The following is a 20,804-nucleotide window of genomic DNA, read 5'->3' as shown; positions in this document are numbered from 1 at the left end:
TGTGTCCCACGGGACACTTCACTTCCTGTGACGGAGGTGATTTTTCTTCGTGCGGGTCGATGGAGCCCACAGTTTTCTGCATAGGTGTGTAAACCCACCAGGTTGTTCGTAATCGGCAGTCGGCTGATCGGCGGTAGATATTTCAATCCGGCGTGCGGTCTGTGCCAGTTGTAGTGATGCAACCAGAAGGGCAAATGGGCTGCGCGCTGGTCTGAGGATTCGTGGGATCGGGCGTAGGCCCACTCGCGCAGGGCGGTCTGAATTAAGCGCTCCGCTTTCCCGTTGGTGCGCGGCGTGTATGGCTTGGTGCGCAGGTGCCTGAGTCGCAGGCGCCGGCATAATCGCTTGAACATTCGGGACTTGTAGCACGCACCGTTGTCGGTCAGTACGCGCTGGAAGCGAACGCCAAGGCTGGCGCAATAGCGCACCGCCAGAAGCAGAGCGATGCAGGCGCTGCGCCCGCTCTCGTCTGAGCAGATGGTGCTGAAGGCGATACGCGAATGATCGTCGATCGCACATGGACGTACTCCCAACCGGCCCCGGGTGAGTCTTGCCGACGATCGCCGGTTACCCGGTGCCCAAGGCGACGAAAGCGCCCAAGTTTCTTGATGTCCAGGTGCAACAGGCCGCCAGGGGCCGGGTACTCATAGCGCAGCACCGGCTTGGCCGGCTCAAGGTTCGCCAGGCGGTTGAGCCCTGCGCGGCACAGGATACGCCCCACCGTGCTGTGCCCGACGCCCAGATCCTGACTAAATTTGATGGTATGGCTGTCGGCTCTTGCGTCGCTCGATGATCATCCGCTGGCGTTCGGTACTCAGTGCATGCGGGCAGCGGTGCGGGCGTGAAGAGCGGTTGTGCAAACCGCCCGGCCGTTCTTCTCAATCGCGCAGGCCATTGATGCAAGCGTCGTTGCCGAAGGCGTGGAGCTGGCAAACCAGGCGCGTTTCGTGGAAACGCTCGAAAACGCCAGCTTGCAAGGCTGGTACGTCGCCCGGCCGATGCCGGTTGCCGAGTTCGAGAAGTGGATGGATGCGCCGCCGCAGCCGAAGGTGAGCAGCCAGTAAGCTGCTCATCCCTTCTGGCCAGGCGTCTGAGCTGGCCTAGTTGACCCGTGCGCCGGTTGCGGGCGGATTGCGCGCGGCCAGCCCGGTTTCCGATTGCAGCAGCTCGACCATGTCACCCAGGATGGCGCTGGCCTCGTCGAGCAGGACGTCGCGCCGGTTCTTGCCCGACTTTTCGGCGTCCAGTTCGGCGCGCAGGCTGCGTTCGCCGGCGATCAGGCCGTCGTCGCGAAGTGCCGCAATGGCGGCCGGGGCGGCTTCAGCGCTGTCGCCGACTGCCGCGGCACGTGCCAGCTCCCTGGCCTTGAGGCGCGCCTCCTGCATGCTTCGTTCGCGACGACGCTCGACTTCGTTGAGCGAGATCTCGTTGCGCTTGCGCAGGGTGTTCAGCTCGGCGACGTCTTCCTCAAGATTGCGGTAACCGATGTCGCTCGTCACCCGGGCTGCGTGACGCAGCGTCAGCGCCGGCAGCAATTCCGCGAACTGGCCTTCGGGGGTGAAGGCGGCCGGCTGCACCTGCGTCCATGGCAAGGCGTTGTCGTAGCTCGACTCGCCAAAGTTCTCCTTGTCTGCCAGCGAGGGCAGGGCGATATCGGGGGTAACGCCCTTCAGCTGCGTGGTGCCGCCAGAGACGCGGAAAAACTGCGCGACCGTCATCTTCAGCTCGCCATACGTGGGCGTCCTGCTGGCGGCCATTTCGTCGAGATCGAGCAGGGTCTGCACCGTGCCCTTGCCGAAGCTCTGCTCGCCGATGATCAGGCCGCGGCCATAATCCTGCACCGCAGCGGCGAAGATCTCGGAGGCCGACGCAGACGCGCGGTTGATGAGCACGCCAAGCGGGCCATCCCAGGCCTGGCCGGGGATCATGTCGCTCTCGACGCGGATCTGCCCCTGCGCGTTGCGCTGCTGAACCACCGGGCCGGTGTGGATGAAGAGACCGGTCAGGGCGATGGCTTCGTCGAGCGAGCCGCCACCGTTGTTGCGCAGGTCAAGCAGCACCGCATCGACCGATTCGGCTTTTAGTTCGGACAGCAGCCGTGCCACGTCGCGGCTCGCGCTGCGGTAGTTGTCGTCGCCGTTGCGCCGCGCGCCGACGTCCTGGTAGAAGGTCGGCAGCGTGATCACGCCGACGCGCTTCCTGGCATCTGCGTTGCCGACGTCGAGGATGGTCTTGCTTGCCGCCTGCTTCTCAAGGGTGATGGTGTCGCGCACCATGACCACCCGCTTGTGTTCGGCGTCCGGGCCGGCGTCGGCGGGGAGGATGTCGAGCACGACCGTCGTGCCCTTTTCGCCGCGGATCATGCCCACCACATCGTCCACTCGCCAGCCCACCACGTCCACAAAGGGGGTGTTCTCGCCCTGGGCGACGCCGGCGATGCGGTCGCCGACCGCAAGGCGCTCTGAGCGGCTGGCCGGCCCGCCTGCCACCAGTTCGCGGATGGTGACGTAGTCGTCGCGCTCCTGCAGCACCGCGCCGATACCCACCAGCGACAGCTTCATCGAGATGGCGAAGTCCTCGGAAGCGCGCGGTCCGAGGTAACTGGTATGCGGTTCGATCGACGCGGCGTAGGCGTTCATGAAGACCTGAAAGACGTCGCTGCTCTTCGCGCGCAAGGAGCGGGCGAGGGCGGTTTCGTAACGCCTGTCGAGCGTGGCGCGGATCTCTTTCTCGTCCTTGCCGGCGAGCTTCAGGCGCAGCCAGTCGTTCTTCACCCGTTTGCGCCAGATGTCGTCGATCTCGGCCTGGGTAGCGGCCCAGGGCAGATCGGTACGCACGTAGCGGTATTGTTCATCGAGCTCGAAGTCGAAACCCTTCTCCAGCAGCCTGCGCGCCAGGCCCAGCCTTTCCTGCACGCGCTCCACATAGCGCGTGTAGATGGTGAAGGGCATGTCGAGCTGCTGCCCGGCGATGGCATCGTCGAGCAGGGTGCGGGCGACAGAGAACTGATCGATGTCAGCCTGCAGGAAAAACACGCGCTCGGGGTCGAGCGACTTCAGGTAGCGGTCGAAGATCTTCTCCGACATGCGGTCGTCGAGCGGTACTGCCTCGTAATGGTAGCGGCTGAGCAGTCTCGCGCTGACCGCAGCTGCCTCCGCCTGTGTCTGGTCCGGCTGCAGCGTGATGGGCGCAGGTGCCGGCGTGGCCGCCTGCACCGCGGTGGCCAGTGCCAGCAGAATCCAGGGGATGTTTCGCTTCATGTCGGGTGCTCCAGTGCAGTGTGCGTGATGCGTACAGCGGCCTTGCGTAAGCCCCTGCCTCGGGTGGCGGGGCGACAGACAAACGGCCAGCGCGTCGAATTCCGCAAGCTTACCAGCCGGGACTGACGCGAATAAGACTCACGAAGGCTGAATCAGTTCGTGGCGGGGACTTTGTTCACGCTGCCGCTCCAGCCCGACGGCAGCCATTCCAGATCCTGTGCTTCGTCAATGTCGTGCTGTTCCGGGAGCCGCGCGACGCGCCAGCCGATGCGGCCGATGCGCTCGAGGGTTTCGTCGGCGACCGTGGGCACACTCCAGCGCATGTTGTCGAACAGCGAAGCGTGAAAGCGGTTCAGCCCGAGCAGCGCATAGCCGCCGTCGGCGGTCGGGGTGATGGCCGCGTCATGATCGGTCAGCGCTTGCGCTGCAGTGCGAAGCACATCACTGTCGAGCGCCGGACAGTCGGTGCCGATCAGCAGCACCGGCAGGCCGGTGTCGAGCCCGCGCGACGCCGCACGTGCCATTCTGGCCCCAAGATCGCCGTCGCCCTGCCCGGACCATTGCAACTCGGGTGGCAGGTTCAGTTCGCGCCAGGCCGGGTCTGCGGCCGAGGGGGCCGCACACAGTTCCACCGGTCCGAGTCCGGCGCGCAGCGCGTTGCTGACGGTGTGCACCAGCATGCGCTGCGCAAGCCGCGATGCCCCGTCGGCGCCGAGCGCGGGAATGAGCCGGGTCTTGGCGTAGCCTGCGACGGGCGCCTTGGCAAAGATGATGATGCGGGTCGGTTTCATCGTCTTCATGTCACCTTCAGCCGTGACGCCAGGCCTGGTAACGTCCCACCCACCCGAGCGCCGCCCGGGCAAGCAACGGGAATACCCCAAGCAGGGCGAACGAGGCCAGCAGGCCGGGCGAGACAATGCCGCCAAGACCGTCGATGCGGGCAAGCTGGGTGCCGGCGTTCACATACACCAGCGTGCCCGCGAGCATGCCGAGCTGGCTCACCCAGTAGAAGGTGGCGGCGCGGATCGGTGTCAGCCCCATCAGCAGGTTGATCAGGAAGAACGGGAACACCGGCACCAGACGCAAGGTGAACAGGTAGAAGGCGCCATCCTTGCGCACCCCCTCGTTGAGCGCCTTGAGGCGGTCGCCGAAGCGTGCCTGCACGGTCTCGCGCAACACGTAGCGCGAGGCAAGAAACGCCAGCGTGGCGCCGATGGTCGATGCAAAGGACACCAGCACCATGCCCCACAGCAATCCGAAGAGCGCCCCGCCGGCCAGCGTCATGATGACCGCACCAGGCAGCGACAGCGCGGTGACCACGATGTAGATGCCCAGATACGCCAGCCCGAGCAGGATCGGCGACGCGTCGCGCAGCGCGGTCAGGCGGTCCATGCCGGCCTTGAGCCCGTCCAGCGTGAGCAGCTGCTGCAGGTCGAAAACGAAGAACAGCACGACCAGCAGTGCCGCGGCGAGGACGAGAGCGATCTTCTTCATTGTCATCAGGCCTGAAGTGCGCCGCCACAACTGCTGCCCTGGCCGGCGGTGCAGCCATAGCAGTGGTCCGCCACCCGTACCGGATCGCCGGCGGGGTTGGTCTTGAGCAGGTCGCGCAGATGCGGACGCGCGGGCATCGAGGCGCCGGGCAGGGCGAGCCCCAGTTGCTGATTGAAATCGCAGTCGTACAGATAGCCCTGCCAGTCGACACTGACCAGGCTGCGGCACATCACGCCGGCAAGGTTGTCCTCCTTGTAGTTCGTCTTCAGCAGCTTCATGTAGGTGTTGAACTGCCCCTTCGAGATCAGCATCGAGCCGAAGCGCTGAATCGGCATGTTGGCCAGCGCATAGAGTTCATTGAAGACGATGCCGAAATGGTTGAACAGCTCGCGCTTGTAGTCGGCCTGCAGCCTGACCTGGTCGGGGGGCAGCGACGGGCCCTGGGGGTTGTAGACAAGGTTCAGCACCAGCCCGGTGCCGGGTTTGCCGTAACCCAGCGCATTGAGCGTTTGCAGGGCGGCGATGCTCTTGTCGAAGGTACCCTTGCCGCGCTGCTTGTCGACATTCTCCAGCGAATAACAGGGCAGGGAGGCAACCACCTCCACCTGCTGCTCGGCGAGGAACTGGCCGAGATCTTCGTGGCCGGGTTCAAACAGGATGGTCAGGTTGCAGCGATCGATCACCTTCACGCCCTGTGCCCGCGCCGAACGGACCACTTCGCGGAAGGCCGGATGCAGTTCGGGTGCGCCGCCGGTGAGGTCGATGGTCTCGATGCGGCGTGCCTCGATGACCTGGGTGACGAGCGCGAGATTTGCGGCGTCCATCATCTCGGTACGGTTGGGGCCGGCATTGACATGGCAGTGCAGACAGGTCTGGTTGCAGCGATAGCCCAGATTGACCTGCAGCGTGGTCAGCCGGTCGCGGCGCAGAGCGGGGAAGGCGGTGGCCTGGAGCAGGGGCAGGGTGGCGTGCATGGATGTCCTTGTGTCGTGAATTGCGGCGACCGTTCGCGTGATCGCCCTGTGCACGCTTGGTCGAATGTGGCGGGTGAGACCTTACATCGGCGCAACAGTTTCAGCGCGCTCCGTGCGCATCCGATTGCACGCCGGCCGGTTTGTCAGGGCGCCCGGAGCGTGACGCCAAGCGGAGCGTTTGCGGAATTCCCGAGAAGACGCCTGTAAGAAAGCTGCCGTTGGTCGCGACGAAGGCTGCAACACGTCGGACGATCTGTTTCGTGTGTTCCTGCTTCACTCATGACCCGCATTTTCTCCAAAGGAGATTCACCATGTCGCAATCCACCACCGCCCGCTACGCCACCGCCGCCGCCATGGCGCTTGCCCTGAGTGCCGCCCTCTCGATTGCCGCCACCCCGGCTGCGGCGCAATCGATGGACAAGGAGAAGTGCTTTGGCGTCTCCCTCAAGGGCAAGAATGATTGTGCGGCCGGGCCGGGCACAACCTGCGCCGGCACCTCCAGGATCGACTACCAGGGCAACGCCTGGTCGCTGGTCCCCAAGGGCACCTGCGACAAGACCGCCTCGCCGACCTCGCCGACAGGTTTCGGTCAGCTCGAAGCCTTCAAGGAAAAGAAGGCCTGATCGGGCCGGATTGAATCGGAGGCGCACATGACATTCACGCTCAACCCTGCCCTGCAGTCCGCAGCTTGCGCCTCCGCATCCAGCCTGCCCGCGCGGGCAGGGCTGGGGCTCAAGCCGGCTCATTTCGAACACGTGCTGAGGACGCAACCGGACGTCGGCTTCTTCGAAGTTCATGCCGAGAACTTCATGGTGCCCGGTGGCCCGCTGCATCATTACCTGGGACGCATCCGCGAGCACTATCCGCTGTCGCTGCACGGTGTGGGGCTCTCGATCGGTGCCGGGTCGGCGCTCGATGCCGGCCATCTCGACGCACTGGCCGGGCTGATCACACGCTACCAACCGCAGTCCTTCTCCGAACACCTGGCGTGGTCCAGCCACGGCGACGCCTTCCTCAACGATCTGCTGCCCCTGCCGTACACCGCTGCCACGCTCGACCGCGTGTGCGCGCATGTCGATCAGGTGCAGGCACGCCTCGGCTTGCGCATGCTGCTCGAAAACCCGGCAACCTATGTCGAGTTCGAAGCCTCGAGCATGAGCGAGACCGAATTCATCTCCGAAGTGGTTCGCCGTACCGGTTGCGGTCTCCTGCTCGACGTAAACAACATCCACGTGTCCTGCATCAACCATGGACGTGATTCACGGACCTACCTGCGTGCCCTGCCGCTCGATCAGGTGGGCGAGATTCACCTTGCGGGTTTCGCAACGCAGATGGACGGTGCCGGCGACCCCCTGCTCATAGACAGTCATGGTGCGCCGGTGGCCGAGGCCGTCTGGGCGCTTTACGCCGATGCGCTTGCGCTGACCGGCGCGGTTGCCACGCTGCTCGAGCGCGACAACGATCTGCCGGCATTCGAAGTCCTGCTTGCCGAGGCAGCGCGCGCCGGGCGGATGCTTGCAAGCCTGCCGCAGCCGGCGGCGACCCGTGTCGCTGAAGGGGCGCAGGCATGAGCGCCGCGATCAGTTCGGTACAGACCGATTCGATGCAGGCCGATTTCGCCTGCGCGCTGCTCGATCCGGCGCAGGACTTGCCGGGCGGGCTGTGCACCTGGAACGGCTCCGATCCGGCGCGGCGGTTCGCCGTCTATCGCAACAATGTCGTGGTGTCGCTGGTCGATGCGCTGGCCGAAACCTTTCCGGTATGCAGCGCACTGGTGGGCGAGGTCTTCTTCCGCGCAATGGCACGGGCCTTCGTTGCCGAGCGGCCACCGCAGTCACGCGTGCTGGCCTTTTACGGTCGTGATTTTCCGGCCTTTGTCGAAGACTTTCCGCCAGCCGCATCCGTGCCCTATCTCGCCGATGTGGCCCGGCTCGAGATGTTGCGCCTCGAAGCCTGCCATGCGGCCGATGTCGAAGCGCTGCCTGCAGAAGCGATTGCCGGGGTGCTCGCTGCCCCCGAACAGTTACCCGTGCTGCGGATTCATGCGCACCCCTCGGTTGCCGTACTGAATTCGCGCTATGCGGTGCATTCCCTGTGGGCGGCACATCAGGGCGAGGGCGAGCTTGAAGCAGTGGACCCGATGCTGGCGCAGGCGGTCATGGTGCTGCGTGTCGGGCTCGATGTGCACAGTATTGCGCTGACGACTGGCGTTGGCGTCTTCATCGAACACTTCGTACAGGGGGCCGAACTGGCTGTCGCGCAACAGGCGGCAGCGGCGTGCGACCCCGATTTCGATCTCGTCGCTGCGCTGGGCACCTTGCTGCACTGGCAGATCATCACTGCACTCCGCACAGGAGATGACGACCATGAACACACATACTGACTCCGTAACGCACCTGCCCGCCGCCGGTGAACCGGCCCTGCTGCAACTCGTCCGGCGCAGTATCGGACTGATGGGGCGGATTCCGCCCTCGCTGATTGCCTTTGTCGGGCGCTTCTCGATCGCCGCGGTGTTCTGGAAATCCGGCCAGACCAAGGTCGAAGGCATGGCCATCGACCTGATCAACGGCGACTTCAGTCTTGGTGTGCCGACGCTGTCCGATACCGCGCTCTACCTGTTCCAGGAGGAGTACCGTCTGCCGCTGATTCCGCCCGAGCTGGCCGCGCCGATGGCCGCCTTCGCCGAGCACCTGTTCCCGATCCTGATCCTGTTCGGGCTGATGACGAGGTTCTCGGCGCTCGCGCTGCTGATCATGACGCTGACCATCCAGATCTTCGTCTATCCCGACGCCTATCCGACCCATGGCGTGTGGGCCGCCGTATTGCTGTACCTGATCGCGAAAGGTCCGGGCAGGATCTCCATCGATCACTGGATCGCACGCCGCTACCGTGCAGACTGAGCGCCCGCTGCGCCGGCCGGGCGTACCCGGCCTTACGCGGCCAGCACGATTTCCGGCAACGCAGAGAGATCCCCGATCATGCCGTCGGGCATCGATGGCAGGCACTCGGGGGGCTGCCTGAAACGGTTGCACCACATCACCCGATAACCGAAAGCCTTCGCCGAAAACGCATCCCAGCTGTTGGACGAGATGAAGCAGCTGCGCTCCGCTGCAACGCCGAGATGCTTTTCGGGCAAGGCGTAGACGCTCGGATGCGGCTTGAAAACGCCGACTTCCTCGACCGATATGACCGCATCGAAGAATGCGCTCAGGCCGGCGTGTTCGACGGCTGCCGACAACATCGCGGGTGAGCCGTTGGACAGGATGGCGAGGCGCATGCCGCTGGTCTTGAGCCGTTGCAGGGTTTCGCTCACTTCCGGGTAGGCCGGAATGCTCATGTAGCAGGCCATGAGCTGGACCTTGAGGTCGGCGCGATCCAGGTTGAAGCTCGACAACGCAAAGTTGAGTGCTTCCCCGGTGACCTGCCAGAAATCCGCGTGGTGACCGGCGAGACTGCGCAGCCAGGTGTACTGGAGCTGCTTTGCACGCCACAGATCGAGCACGTCCTTTGCCTTGTCGCCCAGTGCGGTTTCAGCGCCACGGGCGACGCTGGAGACGTCGAACAGGGTTCCATAAGCATCGAAGATGCAGGCTTCGACGCCATCCAGTCTGATTGTTCTCATGGTCTCTCTTCTCCGTGCCTGGGGTTGGCAAGTGCTGTTCTGGCGATGCTCAGGGGCTTGCGGCCATCATTTCCTCGACGGGTGCGCGTGCGGCAGCGCTTTGAATCACGCGTGAGATGAGGTCGGTGTCGGCCTCGGGTTCAAGCGCGGCAGGATTGCCCTTGCGCCCGGTCGGCACCGCGTGGGGACGACCGTCGTCGCCTTTCTCGAGGTGGTACTCACCACCGCAGGAGCGGCAGTACACGTCTTCTCCCGCTTGTGCTTCGCGCCTCACCACGAGGGTGGGACCGCACATCATGCAGTTCTGCAGCGGAATGCCCTCGTCGCTGTGTCCGGCGATGTGGTCGAGCAGGCCGCCTTCGCCGAGGGTGATGAACTGCTCGCCCAGTTCGCGATCGAACTGGGTGCCGAGGCGGCCGCGGATGATGTCGAGCGCCTGCGCAATCGGCATGCCCTTGCGATACGGGCGGCTGCTGGTCATGGCATCGAACGCGTCGCACACGCCTACGAGACGGCCGTCGAGCGGGATCGCATCGCCCGCCAGACCATGCGGATAGCCACGGCCGTCCGGTGTCTCGTGGTGATGCAGCACCGCGGGGCGCACCAGGGCTGCCAGCGGATGGCCTGCGAGCATGCGCGCGCCGACATCGGGATGGGTCTTGATGATGGCGTATTCGTCGTCCGTGAGCTTGTCCGCCTTGCGCAGGATGGCGTCCGGAATGCCGATCTTTCCCAGGTCGTGCAGGAAGCCGCCAATCTCGATGCGGGCCAGCGCGCCACCGCTGATGCCCGCTGCTTCAGCCAGCAGGGCCGAGTAGCGCGATACGCGCCAGAGATGGCCGCCGGTGTAGGGGTCACGTGCCTCGACAACCCAGGCCATGACCAGCAGGCTGGCCAGAATCTGCGCCGACTTGTCGTCCGCAGCCTTGCGTCGAGGATTGAAATAGTCGAACAGACTCATGCGCGCTACTCCCTGATGTGCTTCCCCAGCCACTGTAACATCGGCGGAGAGGCCCGCGCTGTGGTCCGCATGCGTGCGGGTTTGCGTACCCTGGTGGCGTTGAAGCCGGCGTCGCGGAGCTGTTTCGCGAGCGCCGCCAGTGCCTGCGATGCGTCGGGTGGAATTCCGCCCACGGCCATGAAGGCCTTGCGACTGACAAACAGCGGTGCTGCGGCCTCGCGTTCGGCGTGCCGGCCGGTGATGGCATCCGGCAGGCTGGCCAGCAGGCGTCGCCACGGTGTGCCGCTCAGGCGCAGGTCGATGCGGCCCCACTCGCAGCCGTCGTCTTGCATGGCCTGGTCGATCAGCTGGTCGGCGAAGGCGGGCAGCACGATGCCGGCTCCGGCCAGCAGCAGGACTTCGGCGCTGGCGAATGCGGCGGCGACGTTGAACTGCCGGGCAGGCGGCCCCGGCACCGTGATTGCCCGCCCGGCGTGACGGCGGGCGACCGCCAGGGTGTCGTCGGTGCTGCCGCCGTCGACTGCAATCACCTCCACCCCGCAGCGGCGCAAGGGCGCGAGCAGGCGCAGCTGCGCATAGGCTCGCATCGCCTCGTTCAGCACCGGGACGATGATCGACAGCCGTGGTACGGCGCTGTCGTTTGCGCTTGGCGGGGCAGGCGTATCCGGCATGCTGGTGTGGCGCCTCAGGCCGCGCCTTCGTAGCCGCGCGCCGGGCGACGGCTGAAGGCCAGCGGCAGCAGGAAGCCGGTCATGCACAAGCCCAGACCATAGAGGTTGGTACCCAGCAGCAGCGCGTACTTGCCGTCGCCAATCGCCCAGCCCGGCGGGATTGCGCCGACCGCCAGCAAGGTGCCCAGGATCATGCCGGTCCAGAAGCTGAGGTGGAAGGACAGCGGCGAATAGCCCACCCAGCGCGAAAACAGGAACACCGGCGCCAGACCGATGACCATGGTGCCGCTGATCGTGGTGGCTTTCAGGATGTCTGTGCCGGCGATCATCGGCAGGTTGCCGATCAGCGCAAACACCACCATCGCAATCGCGCCCGCCAGCACCGGTCGCAGCAGCTTCGAGCGTCCGGCCAGCAGCGGCAGGTCATGCGCGACCGAGCGTGCGAGCGAGGTGAAGGTCGAGTCCAGCGTCGATGCCGCCGAGGAGATCATCACCACCGCCATGGCAAAGAAGCCCGCCACGCCGAGTACCCGCGCCACATCGGCCGGCACGTTGCCGCTCACGGGCATGCCTTCGAGGCGCGCATGCACGCCCACCAGGCTGAAGGCCACGATGGCGAGAAAGCCGAGCACGCCGGCCACGATGAAGGCGCGCAGCATGGTCTTCTCGCGGGTGACAAAGGCGCGGTCGGTCAGCACCGGGTCATGGAAGGGGTAGGACAGCACCTGCAGCACCGCCACCAGCAGCAGGTCGACGCCCGACCCGAGCGCAAACTCGCCTTCGGTGAGCAGGGCCACTGGCCCGTGGGTCGGCACGACCCACAGCAGGGTCAGGCCGAGAAAGAGCACGAACACCACCGCCTGGATGACGTCGGTGAAGATCGAGCTGCGCAACCCGCCCTTCAGACTGTAGAACAGCACCGACGCAGTGAACAGCAGCGCTGCCGCAATGAAGGCGCCCGAGCCCGCGTCGCCGTAATAGCCGCCGACCACTGCGGTATTGCTCCACACTTCGTTGAACAGCCGCACCAGAATGGCCGCCGAAAACGCCAGCCCCGCGCCGCGGCCGTATTTCGCGATCAGGAAGGACACCATGCCGGTCGCCCCTTCGCGGGTGCGCAGACGATAGATGATCCAGCCGGCCACCGGGATCGACAGCCAGTAAGCGGCATAGGCCAGCCCGCCGACAATGCCGTAGGCCGCGCCCAGGTTGGCTGCATTGGTGACCGATTTGGCAAAAACCCAGCTGATGAACACGCTCATCATCAGCGCCCATTCCGAAGCCGGCCTGCCGGCATCGTCCGCACCGTGAAAGAAGCCGGCCTCGTCCCGTGCGCGCGGCGAGATCCAGTACATCACCAGCCCGAAGACGACCAGGAAGGACCAGAAGAAGACACCCTGAAGCTCGGTCATGGTGCTCATGCGTCGCCCCTCTGCGAGGTGGCAGTCGCGTTGGCGCGATGTGGCGGATTGTCGGCAAGCAGGGCGCAGGTGCGCTTGCGCGGCGGGGTCGAGTCGGGATGCTGCATGAGGGGCTCCACAAACGGATCGTTTGCGTTTGGTCGCGCGAGCCGGGCAAATCCTTACGGGGTGCCCAATGGACAAAATCAAAGGCCATCTAAGAGGCAATCAAAGGGGTCAGACAAAATCAAAGGGGTCAGAGTCGTTTGAAATTTTCAAACGACTCTGACCCCTTTGATTTTTCATTCGTTGCCGGCGGATCAGCCGGCGCGCCTGCGTGCTCGTTCGTGGCTCGCAGCGCTGTAACTGGACACGCAGTAGGGCACCAGATAGTTCAGGAATACATGAAACCAGGAGACGGCTTCCCCTGAGATGAGGGGGGTGCCCTGGTTGATCAGGTTCAGGATGGTGCCCACAACGAGGGCGACGCGCAGCGCGTTGCGCACGATCGCGGGTGAGAGGGCGAGGCGGAGGACTTCGGACATGTTGGGTCTATGGTTCAGGCGGTATGGGGGAATGCTCAGGTCTTGCGCTCGGCGCTGGCCGGCGTGGCAGCGCTGATGGCGCGGCCGGGCAGGGCGAAGCGATTCATGAAGCGGCGGTCGATGCGATCCTTCCAGCGCCACACCCAGGCGCCTTCGGCCGACCAGCGGCCCCAGGATGCGATCGCATGCCGAGGTCCGGTGGCAAGCAGATACAGGGAGCGACGGCGCGGCTGGTAGGTTTGCACTTCGCCGCCTTCGATCGTTGCCAGCAGGTTGCGGGCGAGGACCGGACCCGCGTGCACCGCGTGCACACCCGAGCGCGCCATGCGCACATCCGTGCGTGCGCACGTATCTCCAGCGGCAAAGACGTCGGCATGGGACAGGCTGCGGTGGTGGGCATCCACAAGGATGTAGCCGCGCGCGTCAAGCTTGAGGCCGCAGTGCACCAGCCAACCCAGCGGCCGCGCGCCGGTCGTGGCAATCACTTTGTCTGCCGGTAGTTGCGTGCCATCGGCAAGCACCAGTCCGGCTTCGCTGGCGCGGGCACGCGCGCGATGGATCCCGATGCCTGCCTCGTCGAGACTTTGCTGTGCGCGCTTGACGACGCCCGCCGCATGGCCGGGAAGCAGCCCCGTCTCCGAGATGACCAGGTCGATCCGTGCCGTGCCACCAGCCTCACGCAATCGGTGGCTTGCCGCGAGCGCGATCTCCACCCCCGCTGCGCCGCCACCGATCACGCTCATGCGGAAGCCCGGCGTCTTAAGTGCGGTGGCCATGAGCAGCGGCCACTGCACGAAGAAATCATCCAGCGGCTTCACCGGGAGCAGGCGCTCGCCCAGCGCGGCGAGATCCGAGGTGTCGGTTTCGCTGCCGACGTCGAGCGAGAGCAGGCTGTAGTCCATCGTGCTGCCATCGTCGAGGTGCAGGCGGTGCTGATCTGCGTCCATGCCGGTGACGCGTCCGACGACCAGACGCACACCGGCAGCCTCGGCCAGCGGGCGCAGGTCGATGCGGCACTCATCCAGCGTGTAGTGCCCGGCAATCCAGCCCGGCAGCATGCCGGAATAGTTCTGGAAGGGAGCGGGTGTGATCAGCGTGGTCGCAAGGCCGGCAGGTTTGCGTTGAGCAAGCATCTCCAGCACAGACAGATGTGCATGTCCGCCGCCGGCAAGAACGAGGTGTTTTGCAGCCTGGGTCATGAAGTTTTCAGGGGTCGAGTCATTGGGCTTGGTCGCCGCCGGGCGCGAATTCATTACACCAGACTATGAACCCGCTTTTCAGGTTGCGTTCAGCGATGCTGCAGCGCCTGCTCGATGAAGTTGCGTGGCACGCGGGGCTTGGGCACCTTGTCGTCAAACCACTGGCGTACCCCGGTATCCAGCCCGATGCCGTGCATGTAGTTGTACAGCGCCTTGTTCAGCGCCTTGCCCAGCGCATCGTGGTCCACGCCGGTGGGGTCGATGAAGCCGATGTCATTCTTGGCAAAGTTGCCTGGCGGCAGCGGCTCGAGGCGCACGCCGTATTCCGCCGGGTTCATGCCCACCGGCGAATGCACGGTACAGGCGAAGCGGTGGAAAAAGCCGGACTGGATGCAGCCCGCCTCGAACAGCTGGCGCACGTATTCGAGCGCATCCACCGTGTCGTGCACCGTCTGCGTCGGAAAGCCGTACATCAGGTAGGCATGCACCAGCACACCAGCCTCGGCGAAAGCATGGGTGACGCGCGCCACCTGATCGACCGACACGCCTTTTTTCATCAGCGTGAGCAGGCGGTCGGAGGCCACTTCCAGCCCGCCTGAAATCGCGATGCAGCCGCTGTCGGCCAGCAGCTGGCACAGCTCGGGGGTGAAGGACTTCTCGAAGCGGATATTGCCCCACCACGAGATCGACACGCCACGCCGCAACAGCTCTTCGGCGAGCGCACGCAAGGCCTTGGGCGGCGCGGCTTCGTCGACGAAGTGAAAGCCGGTCTGGCCGGTCTCGGCGATGATGGCTTCGATGCGGTCAACCAGGGTGGCGGCCGACGCACCGTCGTAGCGCGAGATGTAATCCAGGCTGACGTCGCAGAAGCTGCACTTCTTCCAGTAGCAGCCGTGAGCCACGGTGAGCTTGTTCCAGCGTCCGTCCGACCACAGCCTGTGCATCGGGTTGAGCATGTCGAGCAGCGACAGGTAACGGTTGAGCGGCAGTCCGTCCCAGGTCGGCGTGCCGACTTCGGCAAAGGGTACGTCGGGCTCGACCAGGTTGATGTAGCGCACGGCGCCGCTGTCGGCATCGCGCACGAAGGTGCGTACCAGGCGCTGCTGCGAACGCTTGCCGCGCAGGTGGTCGAGCAGCGCCAGCAGCGGGCGTTCGCCGTCGTCCAGGGTGACGTAGTCGAAATAGTCGAACACGCGTGGCTCGCCCAGCTCGCGCAGTTCGGTATTCACATAGCCGCCGCCGAGCACGGTGACGATGGCCGGGTTGTGCGCCTTGACCGACTGCGCGATGCGGAAGGCCGCATACACCGCGCCGGGGAAGGGCACAGACACCAGCACCACCTGCGGCGCGTGGCGCGACAGGGCGTCGAGCGTGAGTGCGTGCAGGGTGTCGTCGACCAGGTTCGGTCTTGCGGCCAGTGCCCGCGCCAGCGGCTCGAAGGTGGGCTGGCTCAGGGCCAGCGACTCGGCGTAGCGGACGAACTCGAAGCGCGGATCGACCGCCTCGCGCAGCACGTCGGCCAGATCGTTGAGATAGAGCGTGGCCAGGTGACGGGCGCGGTCGTGCACGCCGAGTGCGCCGAAAGCCCAGCCCAGCGGGTCGCCGCCGTCCGGGTCGACATAGGCGTCGAGCGTGTCGAAGCGCGGCCCTTCGGGCAGAAACGCACCGCTGCCGATGCGGTGGGCAAGCGTCGAGTCGCGCCCCTGCAGGAAGGCGAGCGTGGGTTCTATGGTTTTCTGGTAGCGCTCGAAGTGCTCAAGGAAGCATTCGACGCTCTCGCTGCGACGCCGCACCGGCAGTGCTTCGGCATGGGCTCGGATCGCGCTCAGCCCATCGCGCGAGAACAGCTTCAGCACCAGTGCCAGGGCAAGGTCTTCCTGTACCGCATCGACGCCGCGCGAGCGCAGAAAGCCGGTGAGGTAGGCGGTGGACGGGTAGGGCGTGTTCAACTGCGTCATTGGCGGAATGACGGAGAGCACGCGCAGCGGGGTATCGGACATCGGGAACGGACTTCTGATCAGGATCAGTTGCTGTTCTACCACGAACCGGACTATTTGGTGCCGAACCGCGCGTGCGCCCAACCCCGTGGGTGGATTGGTGGGAGAATGAAAGAGGCTTTCTCATTACCCTGTGTGTACAAGGTCTCCGGATGGCGCAAGGCGCCCAGCCGGGACCACTGGATATCGTTTCAATGCCTATCAATTACTCGAGGCGTCTAACCGGTCGCAGCCGGTCTGCGAAGAGCAATCGCCATCTCGGCGTCACGCTTGCCTTTGTGGCGGGCGCCACCAACGCGGGTGCATTTCTCGCCGTACAGCAGTACACCTCGCACATGACCGGGATCGTTTCGTCGATGGCCGACAACGTCGCCCTGGGGCGCTTCGATCTGGTGCTGGCCGGCCTGGGCGGCCTGCTGTCCTTCATTGCCGGCGCGGCGTGTACCGCCATCATGATCAATTTCTCGCGTCGGCAGCGACTGCACAGCGTATACGCCATGCCACTGTTGCTGGAGGCGATGCTGCTGCTGTGTTTTGGTCTTCTGGGTGCGCGCCTGTCGGCGATCGAGGGCTTCTTCGTACCGATGACCATCATGCTGCTGTGCTTCATCATGGGGCTGCAGAATGCGGTCGTGACCAAGATGTCCAACTCCGTGATCCGGACTACGCACATTACCGGCATGGTGACCGATATCGGGATCGAACTCGGCAAGCTTGCGTACTGGAACAGCCACAAGCACGATGCGGTTCAGGCGGTCAGGGCTGACCGCGATCGCCTCGTACTGCTGTCGCTGCTGACGCTGTCCTTTTTCGCCGGCGGGCTCTTCGGGGCCTTCGGATTCAAGCATCTTGGGTATTCCCTCACGGTGCCGCTTGCTCTGGCACTGGTATTGCTGGCGAGCATCCCGGCGCTGGACGATCTGCGTGTTTTCGCGCGGCGTTTGCTGCGCCCCTGATGTCGTGTAACGAGCTTTTCCCTTGAGTGCCGGAAGGAACAGTAAGGAGGAACAATGAGCTACTCATATGAATCCATCGATGCACTGTTCGAGTGGGCGCCAGAGGGGGCGCTGGCGCTCGTGAAGCAGGAGATCAGTCAGCTTGTCAGGCGTGACAAGGCAGTGCTCGCAGATGCGTTCTACGACTACATGATGCAGGACCCCAATGCCTCGCCCTTTTTGTCGGTGAAGGCCGTCGAGGCCCGCCTCAAGCCGGGACTGCAGAAATGGCTTGAAAGGCTGCTGTGTCATGACTCGGAGGCCGAACTTCAGGCCGTACTTGCGATGCAGCGCCATGTCGGTGAGGTGCATGCCCGTGCCGAGATTCCGCTGCAGCTGGTTGCTCGAGGCATGCGTTTGCTCAAGCGCGAGATCTGTTCGCGCATCGTGGCCGGCAGGCTCGGTCGCAGCGAAACCCTTCTCGCCATCATGCGGGTCACTCATCTGATCGATGTTGCGTTCGAGGAGATGAGCGCCGCCTTCGAGCATTCGCACGAGCACGAAGTCCGCACTGACGAGGCCTACAGGATGTCGGCTGGCAGCGGCGATCTGCTGCTTGAGCGGGAGAGGCAGACGAGTGCATTGCTCGACTGGGAAAGCCGTCTGTTTCGCGCGATGGCAATGGGTCTGTCACTCGAAGGGGGCACGTCCCTGACCAGTTCGGCGTTCGGACTGTGGCTCAATCACAAGGCCGCCCTGATTTTCGACAATACGCGGGAGCTGCCCCTGATCGCGGAGTGTGTTGCCCGCGTAGACAACGCAATTTTTCCCGAAGCCGTTTTTGCCCGAAAGAAGGCGCCGGTCCCCGATGATGTTCGTGCGCTGATCAAGGCTGTCACGAGCGAAGTCGAGCAGATCCGGTTTCTGCTCGCCTCGATGTTTGAGCGCCTGACCGATCTTGAGGTTGGCCGTGATGTGCTGACGCAGTTGTTCAACCGTCGCTTCCTGCCCACGATCATGAAGCGCGAGATTGAACTCAGCCGACGCAAGGGCACGGCGTTCTGCGTGCTTTTGCTCGACATCGATCTGTTCAAGCAGGTGAATGACCGGTTCGGGCACGAGTCCGGCGACAGGGTGCTGCAGAACGTGGCGGGCGTGCTGGTTGGGCAGGTTCGGGCCAGTGATTTCGTCTTTCGTTATGGTGGCGAGGAGTTTCTGATCCTGCTGGCCGAGGTGGATCACATCAAGGCGTGTTCCGTAGCAGAGAAGATACGACGCCGCATCGAGGCGAGCGTGACGCCGCTGACCGACGACCAGAGCGTCAGCGTTACGGCCAGCATTGGTGTTGCGGCACATGACGGTCACCCCGACTTCCAGCACCTGGTTGATCGCGCCGACAAGGCGCTCTATCAGGCCAAAGCCGCGGGCCGCAATTGCACGGTGCTTGCCGAGTCTTGAAGGCCGATTGCACGCGGCGCCGCGGAGCTCGCGGAGGGGAGGCCGGGAAGAAGGTTTTCTCTGCGCGCTCCGCGGCGCCGCGTGATCCAAAAAACGAGCAGTCGGTCTTGAGCATTGTCGTGGAGCATGCGATATACGGAAGGCTTTTCTGTTTTCGATGATGTCAAATGCATTAATCGGTGGAGGCTGCGTTTGCAAGCTGATCCTGGGTGTGATCGGGGTTTTGCGCTTGAAACGCAGAACTATTCAGTTTTTTAGATGTATGCGAGGATAAATTTTCCGTTCAATTGGGTTTGTTGGAAATTTTGTTCTAGGTCCTTCTGTTTTTTGGCGAAAAGCAGAAATTTCATTCCTTTCCTGAACCGGTACGCTTTGGACTCGCCCACAAGGCGTCCAGGTGGTCTGCGTTTTCGGCCTTCCCCCAACCACGGGGTGGTGTCGATCCTGGCAGGCCGATGAACGAACCGTTCAGGAAATACATATGTCCGGAATCATTGCCCGCTCTGGCTCGGGCTACGCTGCCGGCCCGCAGCTTGCCGCGCTCCCGCTGATACTCATCGCCCCAGCCCTGTTCGCTGCCAACATGGTTGTCGCCCGCTGGGCGGAAAGCGTTGGTATTCCCCCCGTCTTTCTCGCCTTTGGTCGCTGGGTGCTGGCCCTCGCGATCCTGATGCCGTTCATCGCGCCCCGGCTGTGGCGGTCGCGTCAGGTGCTGATTGCCAACGCCCCCCGCGTGCTGCTGCTCGGCGCCCTCGGCATGGGCGTTGCGGTCGGCCCGCAATATATCGGCGCGGTGCACACCAGTGCCACCAACGTGGCGCTCATCATCTCCGCCTGTCCGGCGCTGGTCGCCCTGATCGAGGCCATCGTGTGGCGTGTGCCGGTGGGTACGCAGCGCGCCGTGGGCATGTCGCTGGCGATCTGGGGTGTGCTCCTCGTCCTCTCGCGTGGCGACATCGAGGCGCTCGGCAGCCTCTCCTTCGGTCGCGGCGATCTGTGGGTGGTGCTGGCTGCGTGCGGTTGGGCGGGTTACACCGTGCTGGCCCGCCGTCGCCCCCTCCCGGAACTGCCTGCCGAGGTGCGCCTTGGCGCACTGATGATCGGCGGTATCGTCGCCCTCGCGCCGTTTGCCGCGTTTGAAACGCTTGCTTTGCAGTCCCCCGATTTTGGTCGCTGGGAGCTCTATTTCGCGCTTGTCTTCCTCGCCCTTGTGCCCGGATTGGGTGCCTACCTGTGCTACGACCGCCTGGTTGCGATGAGTGGCCCCGCGGGCGCAAGCATTTCACTCTACCTGGTGCCGATGTACGCCGTGCTTGCCGCCTGGCCGCTGCTGGGTGAAGTGCCGCAGGCCTTCCACATCGGCGGCTTCGCCCTCATCCTGGGTGGGGTGGTGCTGTCGGGGATGCGTCAGCGTATCGGCCGGACCGGCGCAATGAGTCGCTGAAAAGGATCGCTTCAGGCGCGAGATACGCAATAATCCGGGGCTCAGAAGAATTACTCCGGAGACTTGAGTGAAGACCGTCAGCATTTTTGGCACAAATCTGGAATTTGTCCGCCTGCCTTCGGCGCATCCGCGCGACGACGTGCCCGCCATGGTGTTTCTGCACGAAGGCCTCGGCTCCGTGTCGATGTGGCGCGATTTCCCGCAAAAGGTGGCCGACGCGACCGGTTGCGAGGCGATCGTCTACTCGCGCGTCGGTTACGGCCGCTCCGATCCGGCGACGCGGCAGCGCGAAGTGACTTACCTTCACGAAGAGGGGCTGGCCATGCTGCCCGCATTCGTCGACGCACTTGGACTTGAGCAGCCCTTCCTGTTCGGCCATTCGGATGGCGGCTCCATCGCGCTGCTGTGCGCGGGCGGCACCGATGTATCCCCGTCCGGCGTCATCGTGGTGGCGCCGCACGTCTTCGTCGAAGACGTCACCATTGAAGGCATTCGCCAGGCGCGGACCATCTGGGACACCACCGACCTGCCTGCCAAGCTCGCCAAATATCATAACGATGCTGACACGGTATTCCGTAGCTGGCAGGACATCTGGCTGAATCCGGATTTCCGCGACTGGAATATCGAGGACATCCTGCCTGCCATCACCGCGCCCGTCCTCGCGATCCAGGGTGAAGACGACGAGTACGCCACCATGGAGCAGATCGACCGCATTGCGGCAGGCGCGAACGACGTGGACCTGGTCAAGCTGGCCGACTGCCGCCATTCACCGCACAAGGACCAACCGCAAGCCGTCATCGAAGCCGTCGCCGCCTTCGTCGAGCGCGTCCTCGATTGAACAAAT

Annotated in this window: 19 protein-coding genes and 2 pseudogenes; 9 read left to right on the top strand and 12 right to left on the bottom strand. The window is 64.3% G+C overall.

The features are described from left to right. Positions 1 to 83 precede the first annotated feature (83 nt). Positions 84 to 878, bottom strand: a pseudogene (locus CEW87_RS21595) (IS481 family transposase); the annotation flags it as partial. On the opposite strand from CEW87_RS21595, the gene CEW87_RS21590 reads away from it, so the two are divergent. After that, entirely contained in the window at positions 855 to 1,064 is a 210-nt protein-coding gene (locus CEW87_RS21590) for an EAL domain-containing protein (protein WP_108976605.1), read from the top strand. The pseudogene CEW87_RS21595 and the gene CEW87_RS21590 overlap by 24 nt on opposite strands. Before the next feature lie 36 nt (positions 1,065 to 1,100). Here the strand turns inward: CEW87_RS21590 and CEW87_RS21585 are convergent, their stop codons facing one another. From CEW87_RS21585 to arsS, 4 genes are all read right to left on the bottom strand, one after another. Further along, positions 1,101 to 3,260, bottom strand: coding sequence for a carboxy terminal-processing peptidase (locus tag CEW87_RS21585; protein WP_108976604.1), 2,160 nt, complete (start codon positions 3,258 to 3,260; stop codon positions 1,101 to 1,103). Positions 3,261 to 3,412: 152 nt separating this feature from the next. After that, entirely contained in the window at positions 3,413 to 4,060 is a 648-nt protein-coding gene (locus tag CEW87_RS21580; protein ID WP_234421612.1) for a TIGR04282 family arsenosugar biosynthesis glycosyltransferase, read from the bottom strand. A 7-nt stretch (positions 4,061 to 4,067) separates the two neighbouring features. Continuing rightward, positions 4,068 to 4,754 (bottom strand): TVP38/TMEM64 family protein, encoded by a 687-nt coding sequence (locus CEW87_RS21575; RefSeq protein ID WP_108977469.1) that lies wholly within the window; start codon positions 4,752 to 4,754, stop codon positions 4,068 to 4,070. 5 nt (positions 4,755 to 4,759) lie between these two features. After that, a complete protein-coding gene (gene arsS, locus CEW87_RS21570; protein WP_108976602.1) occupies positions 4,760 to 5,728 on the bottom strand; it encodes an arsenosugar biosynthesis radical SAM (seleno)protein ArsS in 969 nt (322 codons plus the stop codon). Between the two features lie 311 nt (positions 5,729 to 6,039). On the opposite strand from arsS, the gene CEW87_RS21565 reads away from it, so the two are divergent. From CEW87_RS21565 to CEW87_RS21550, 4 genes are read left to right on the top strand one after another with little or no spacing between them, the layout of a single operon-like run. Continuing rightward, complete coding sequence (locus CEW87_RS21565; protein ID WP_108976600.1) at positions 6,040 to 6,351, top strand: DUF2282 domain-containing protein; 312 nt, start codon at positions 6,040 to 6,042, stop codon at positions 6,349 to 6,351. Positions 6,352 to 6,378: 27 nt separating this feature from the next. Then, on the top strand, positions 6,379 to 7,299 hold the full coding sequence (locus CEW87_RS21560) for a DUF692 domain-containing protein (protein WP_108976598.1): 921 nt from the start codon (positions 6,379 to 6,381) through the stop codon (positions 7,297 to 7,299). Next, positions 7,296 to 8,111 (top strand): DNA-binding domain-containing protein, encoded by an 816-nt coding sequence (locus tag CEW87_RS21555; protein ID WP_199917089.1) that lies wholly within the window; start codon positions 7,296 to 7,298, stop codon positions 8,109 to 8,111. Before CEW87_RS21560 ends, CEW87_RS21555 begins: the two co-directional genes overlap by 4 nt. Next, entirely contained in the window at positions 8,095 to 8,628 is a 534-nt protein-coding gene (locus CEW87_RS21550; protein WP_108976596.1) for a DoxX family protein, read from the top strand. The genes CEW87_RS21555 and CEW87_RS21550 overlap by 17 nt, the downstream gene beginning before the upstream one ends. A gap of 32 nt (positions 8,629 to 8,660) precedes the next feature. On the opposite strand, the gene CEW87_RS21545 is transcribed toward CEW87_RS21550, so the two are convergent. The 7 genes from CEW87_RS21545 to CEW87_RS21515 form a co-directional block, all read right to left on the bottom strand. Then, positions 8,661 to 9,350, bottom strand: coding sequence for a haloacid dehalogenase type II (locus CEW87_RS21545; RefSeq protein WP_199917088.1), 690 nt, complete (start codon positions 9,348 to 9,350; stop codon positions 8,661 to 8,663). A gap of 49 nt (positions 9,351 to 9,399) precedes the next feature. Further along, positions 9,400 to 10,311 (bottom strand): HD-GYP domain-containing protein, encoded by a 912-nt coding sequence (locus CEW87_RS21540; RefSeq protein ID WP_108976594.1) that lies wholly within the window; start codon positions 10,309 to 10,311, stop codon positions 9,400 to 9,402. A gap of 5 nt (positions 10,312 to 10,316) precedes the next feature. Continuing rightward, positions 10,317 to 10,982: a glycosyltransferase gene (locus tag CEW87_RS21535; RefSeq protein WP_108976592.1), complete on the bottom strand. Its 666-nt coding sequence runs from the start codon at positions 10,980 to 10,982 to the stop codon at positions 10,317 to 10,319. A 14-nt stretch (positions 10,983 to 10,996) separates the two neighbouring features. Then, positions 10,997 to 12,403: a sodium:solute symporter family transporter gene (locus tag CEW87_RS21530; RefSeq protein ID WP_199917087.1), complete on the bottom strand. Its 1,407-nt coding sequence runs from the start codon at positions 12,401 to 12,403 to the stop codon at positions 10,997 to 10,999. A 299-nt stretch (positions 12,404 to 12,702) separates the two neighbouring features. Next, a complete protein-coding gene (gene nrtS / locus CEW87_RS21525) occupies positions 12,703 to 12,927 on the bottom strand; it encodes a nitrate/nitrite transporter NrtS (RefSeq protein WP_108976326.1) in 225 nt (74 codons plus the stop codon). A gap of 35 nt (positions 12,928 to 12,962) precedes the next feature. Then, positions 12,963 to 14,126, bottom strand: coding sequence for an FAD-dependent oxidoreductase (locus CEW87_RS21520; protein ID WP_108977464.1), 1,164 nt, complete (start codon positions 14,124 to 14,126; stop codon positions 12,963 to 12,965). An 89-nt stretch (positions 14,127 to 14,215) separates the two neighbouring features. Next, entirely contained in the window at positions 14,216 to 16,126 is a 1,911-nt protein-coding gene (locus tag CEW87_RS21515) for a B12-binding domain-containing radical SAM protein (RefSeq protein WP_108976324.1), read from the bottom strand. 191 nt (positions 16,127 to 16,317) lie between these two features. Between CEW87_RS21515 and CEW87_RS21510 the strand changes: the two are divergent. The 4 genes and pseudogenes from CEW87_RS21510 to CEW87_RS21495 all read left to right on the top strand — a co-directional run. Further along, a pseudogene (locus tag CEW87_RS21510) lies at positions 16,318 to 17,052 on the top strand (YoaK family protein); the annotation flags it as partial. Positions 17,053 to 17,133: 81 nt separating this feature from the next. Next, entirely contained in the window at positions 17,134 to 18,516 is a 1,383-nt protein-coding gene (locus CEW87_RS21505) for a sensor domain-containing diguanylate cyclase (protein WP_108976320.1), read from the top strand. Between the two features lie 481 nt (positions 18,517 to 18,997). Continuing rightward, on the top strand, positions 18,998 to 19,960 hold the full coding sequence (locus CEW87_RS21500) for a DMT family transporter (protein WP_108976318.1): 963 nt from the start codon (positions 18,998 to 19,000) through the stop codon (positions 19,958 to 19,960). Between the two features lie 67 nt (positions 19,961 to 20,027). Continuing rightward, the gene (locus CEW87_RS21495; protein WP_108976316.1) at positions 20,028 to 20,798 is read left to right on the top strand and encodes an alpha/beta fold hydrolase; all 771 of its coding nucleotides are present in this window, start codon (positions 20,028 to 20,030) and stop codon (positions 20,796 to 20,798) included. The last annotated feature ends 6 nt before the right edge of the window (positions 20,799 to 20,804 follow it).

The organism is Parazoarcus communis (assembly GCF_003111665.1).
Lineage (GTDB): Bacteria > Pseudomonadota > Gammaproteobacteria > Burkholderiales > Rhodocyclaceae > Parazoarcus > Parazoarcus communis_B.
Note: the sequence above shows the minus strand (reverse complement) of the source record. Positions and strands in the feature narration are given on the sequence as shown.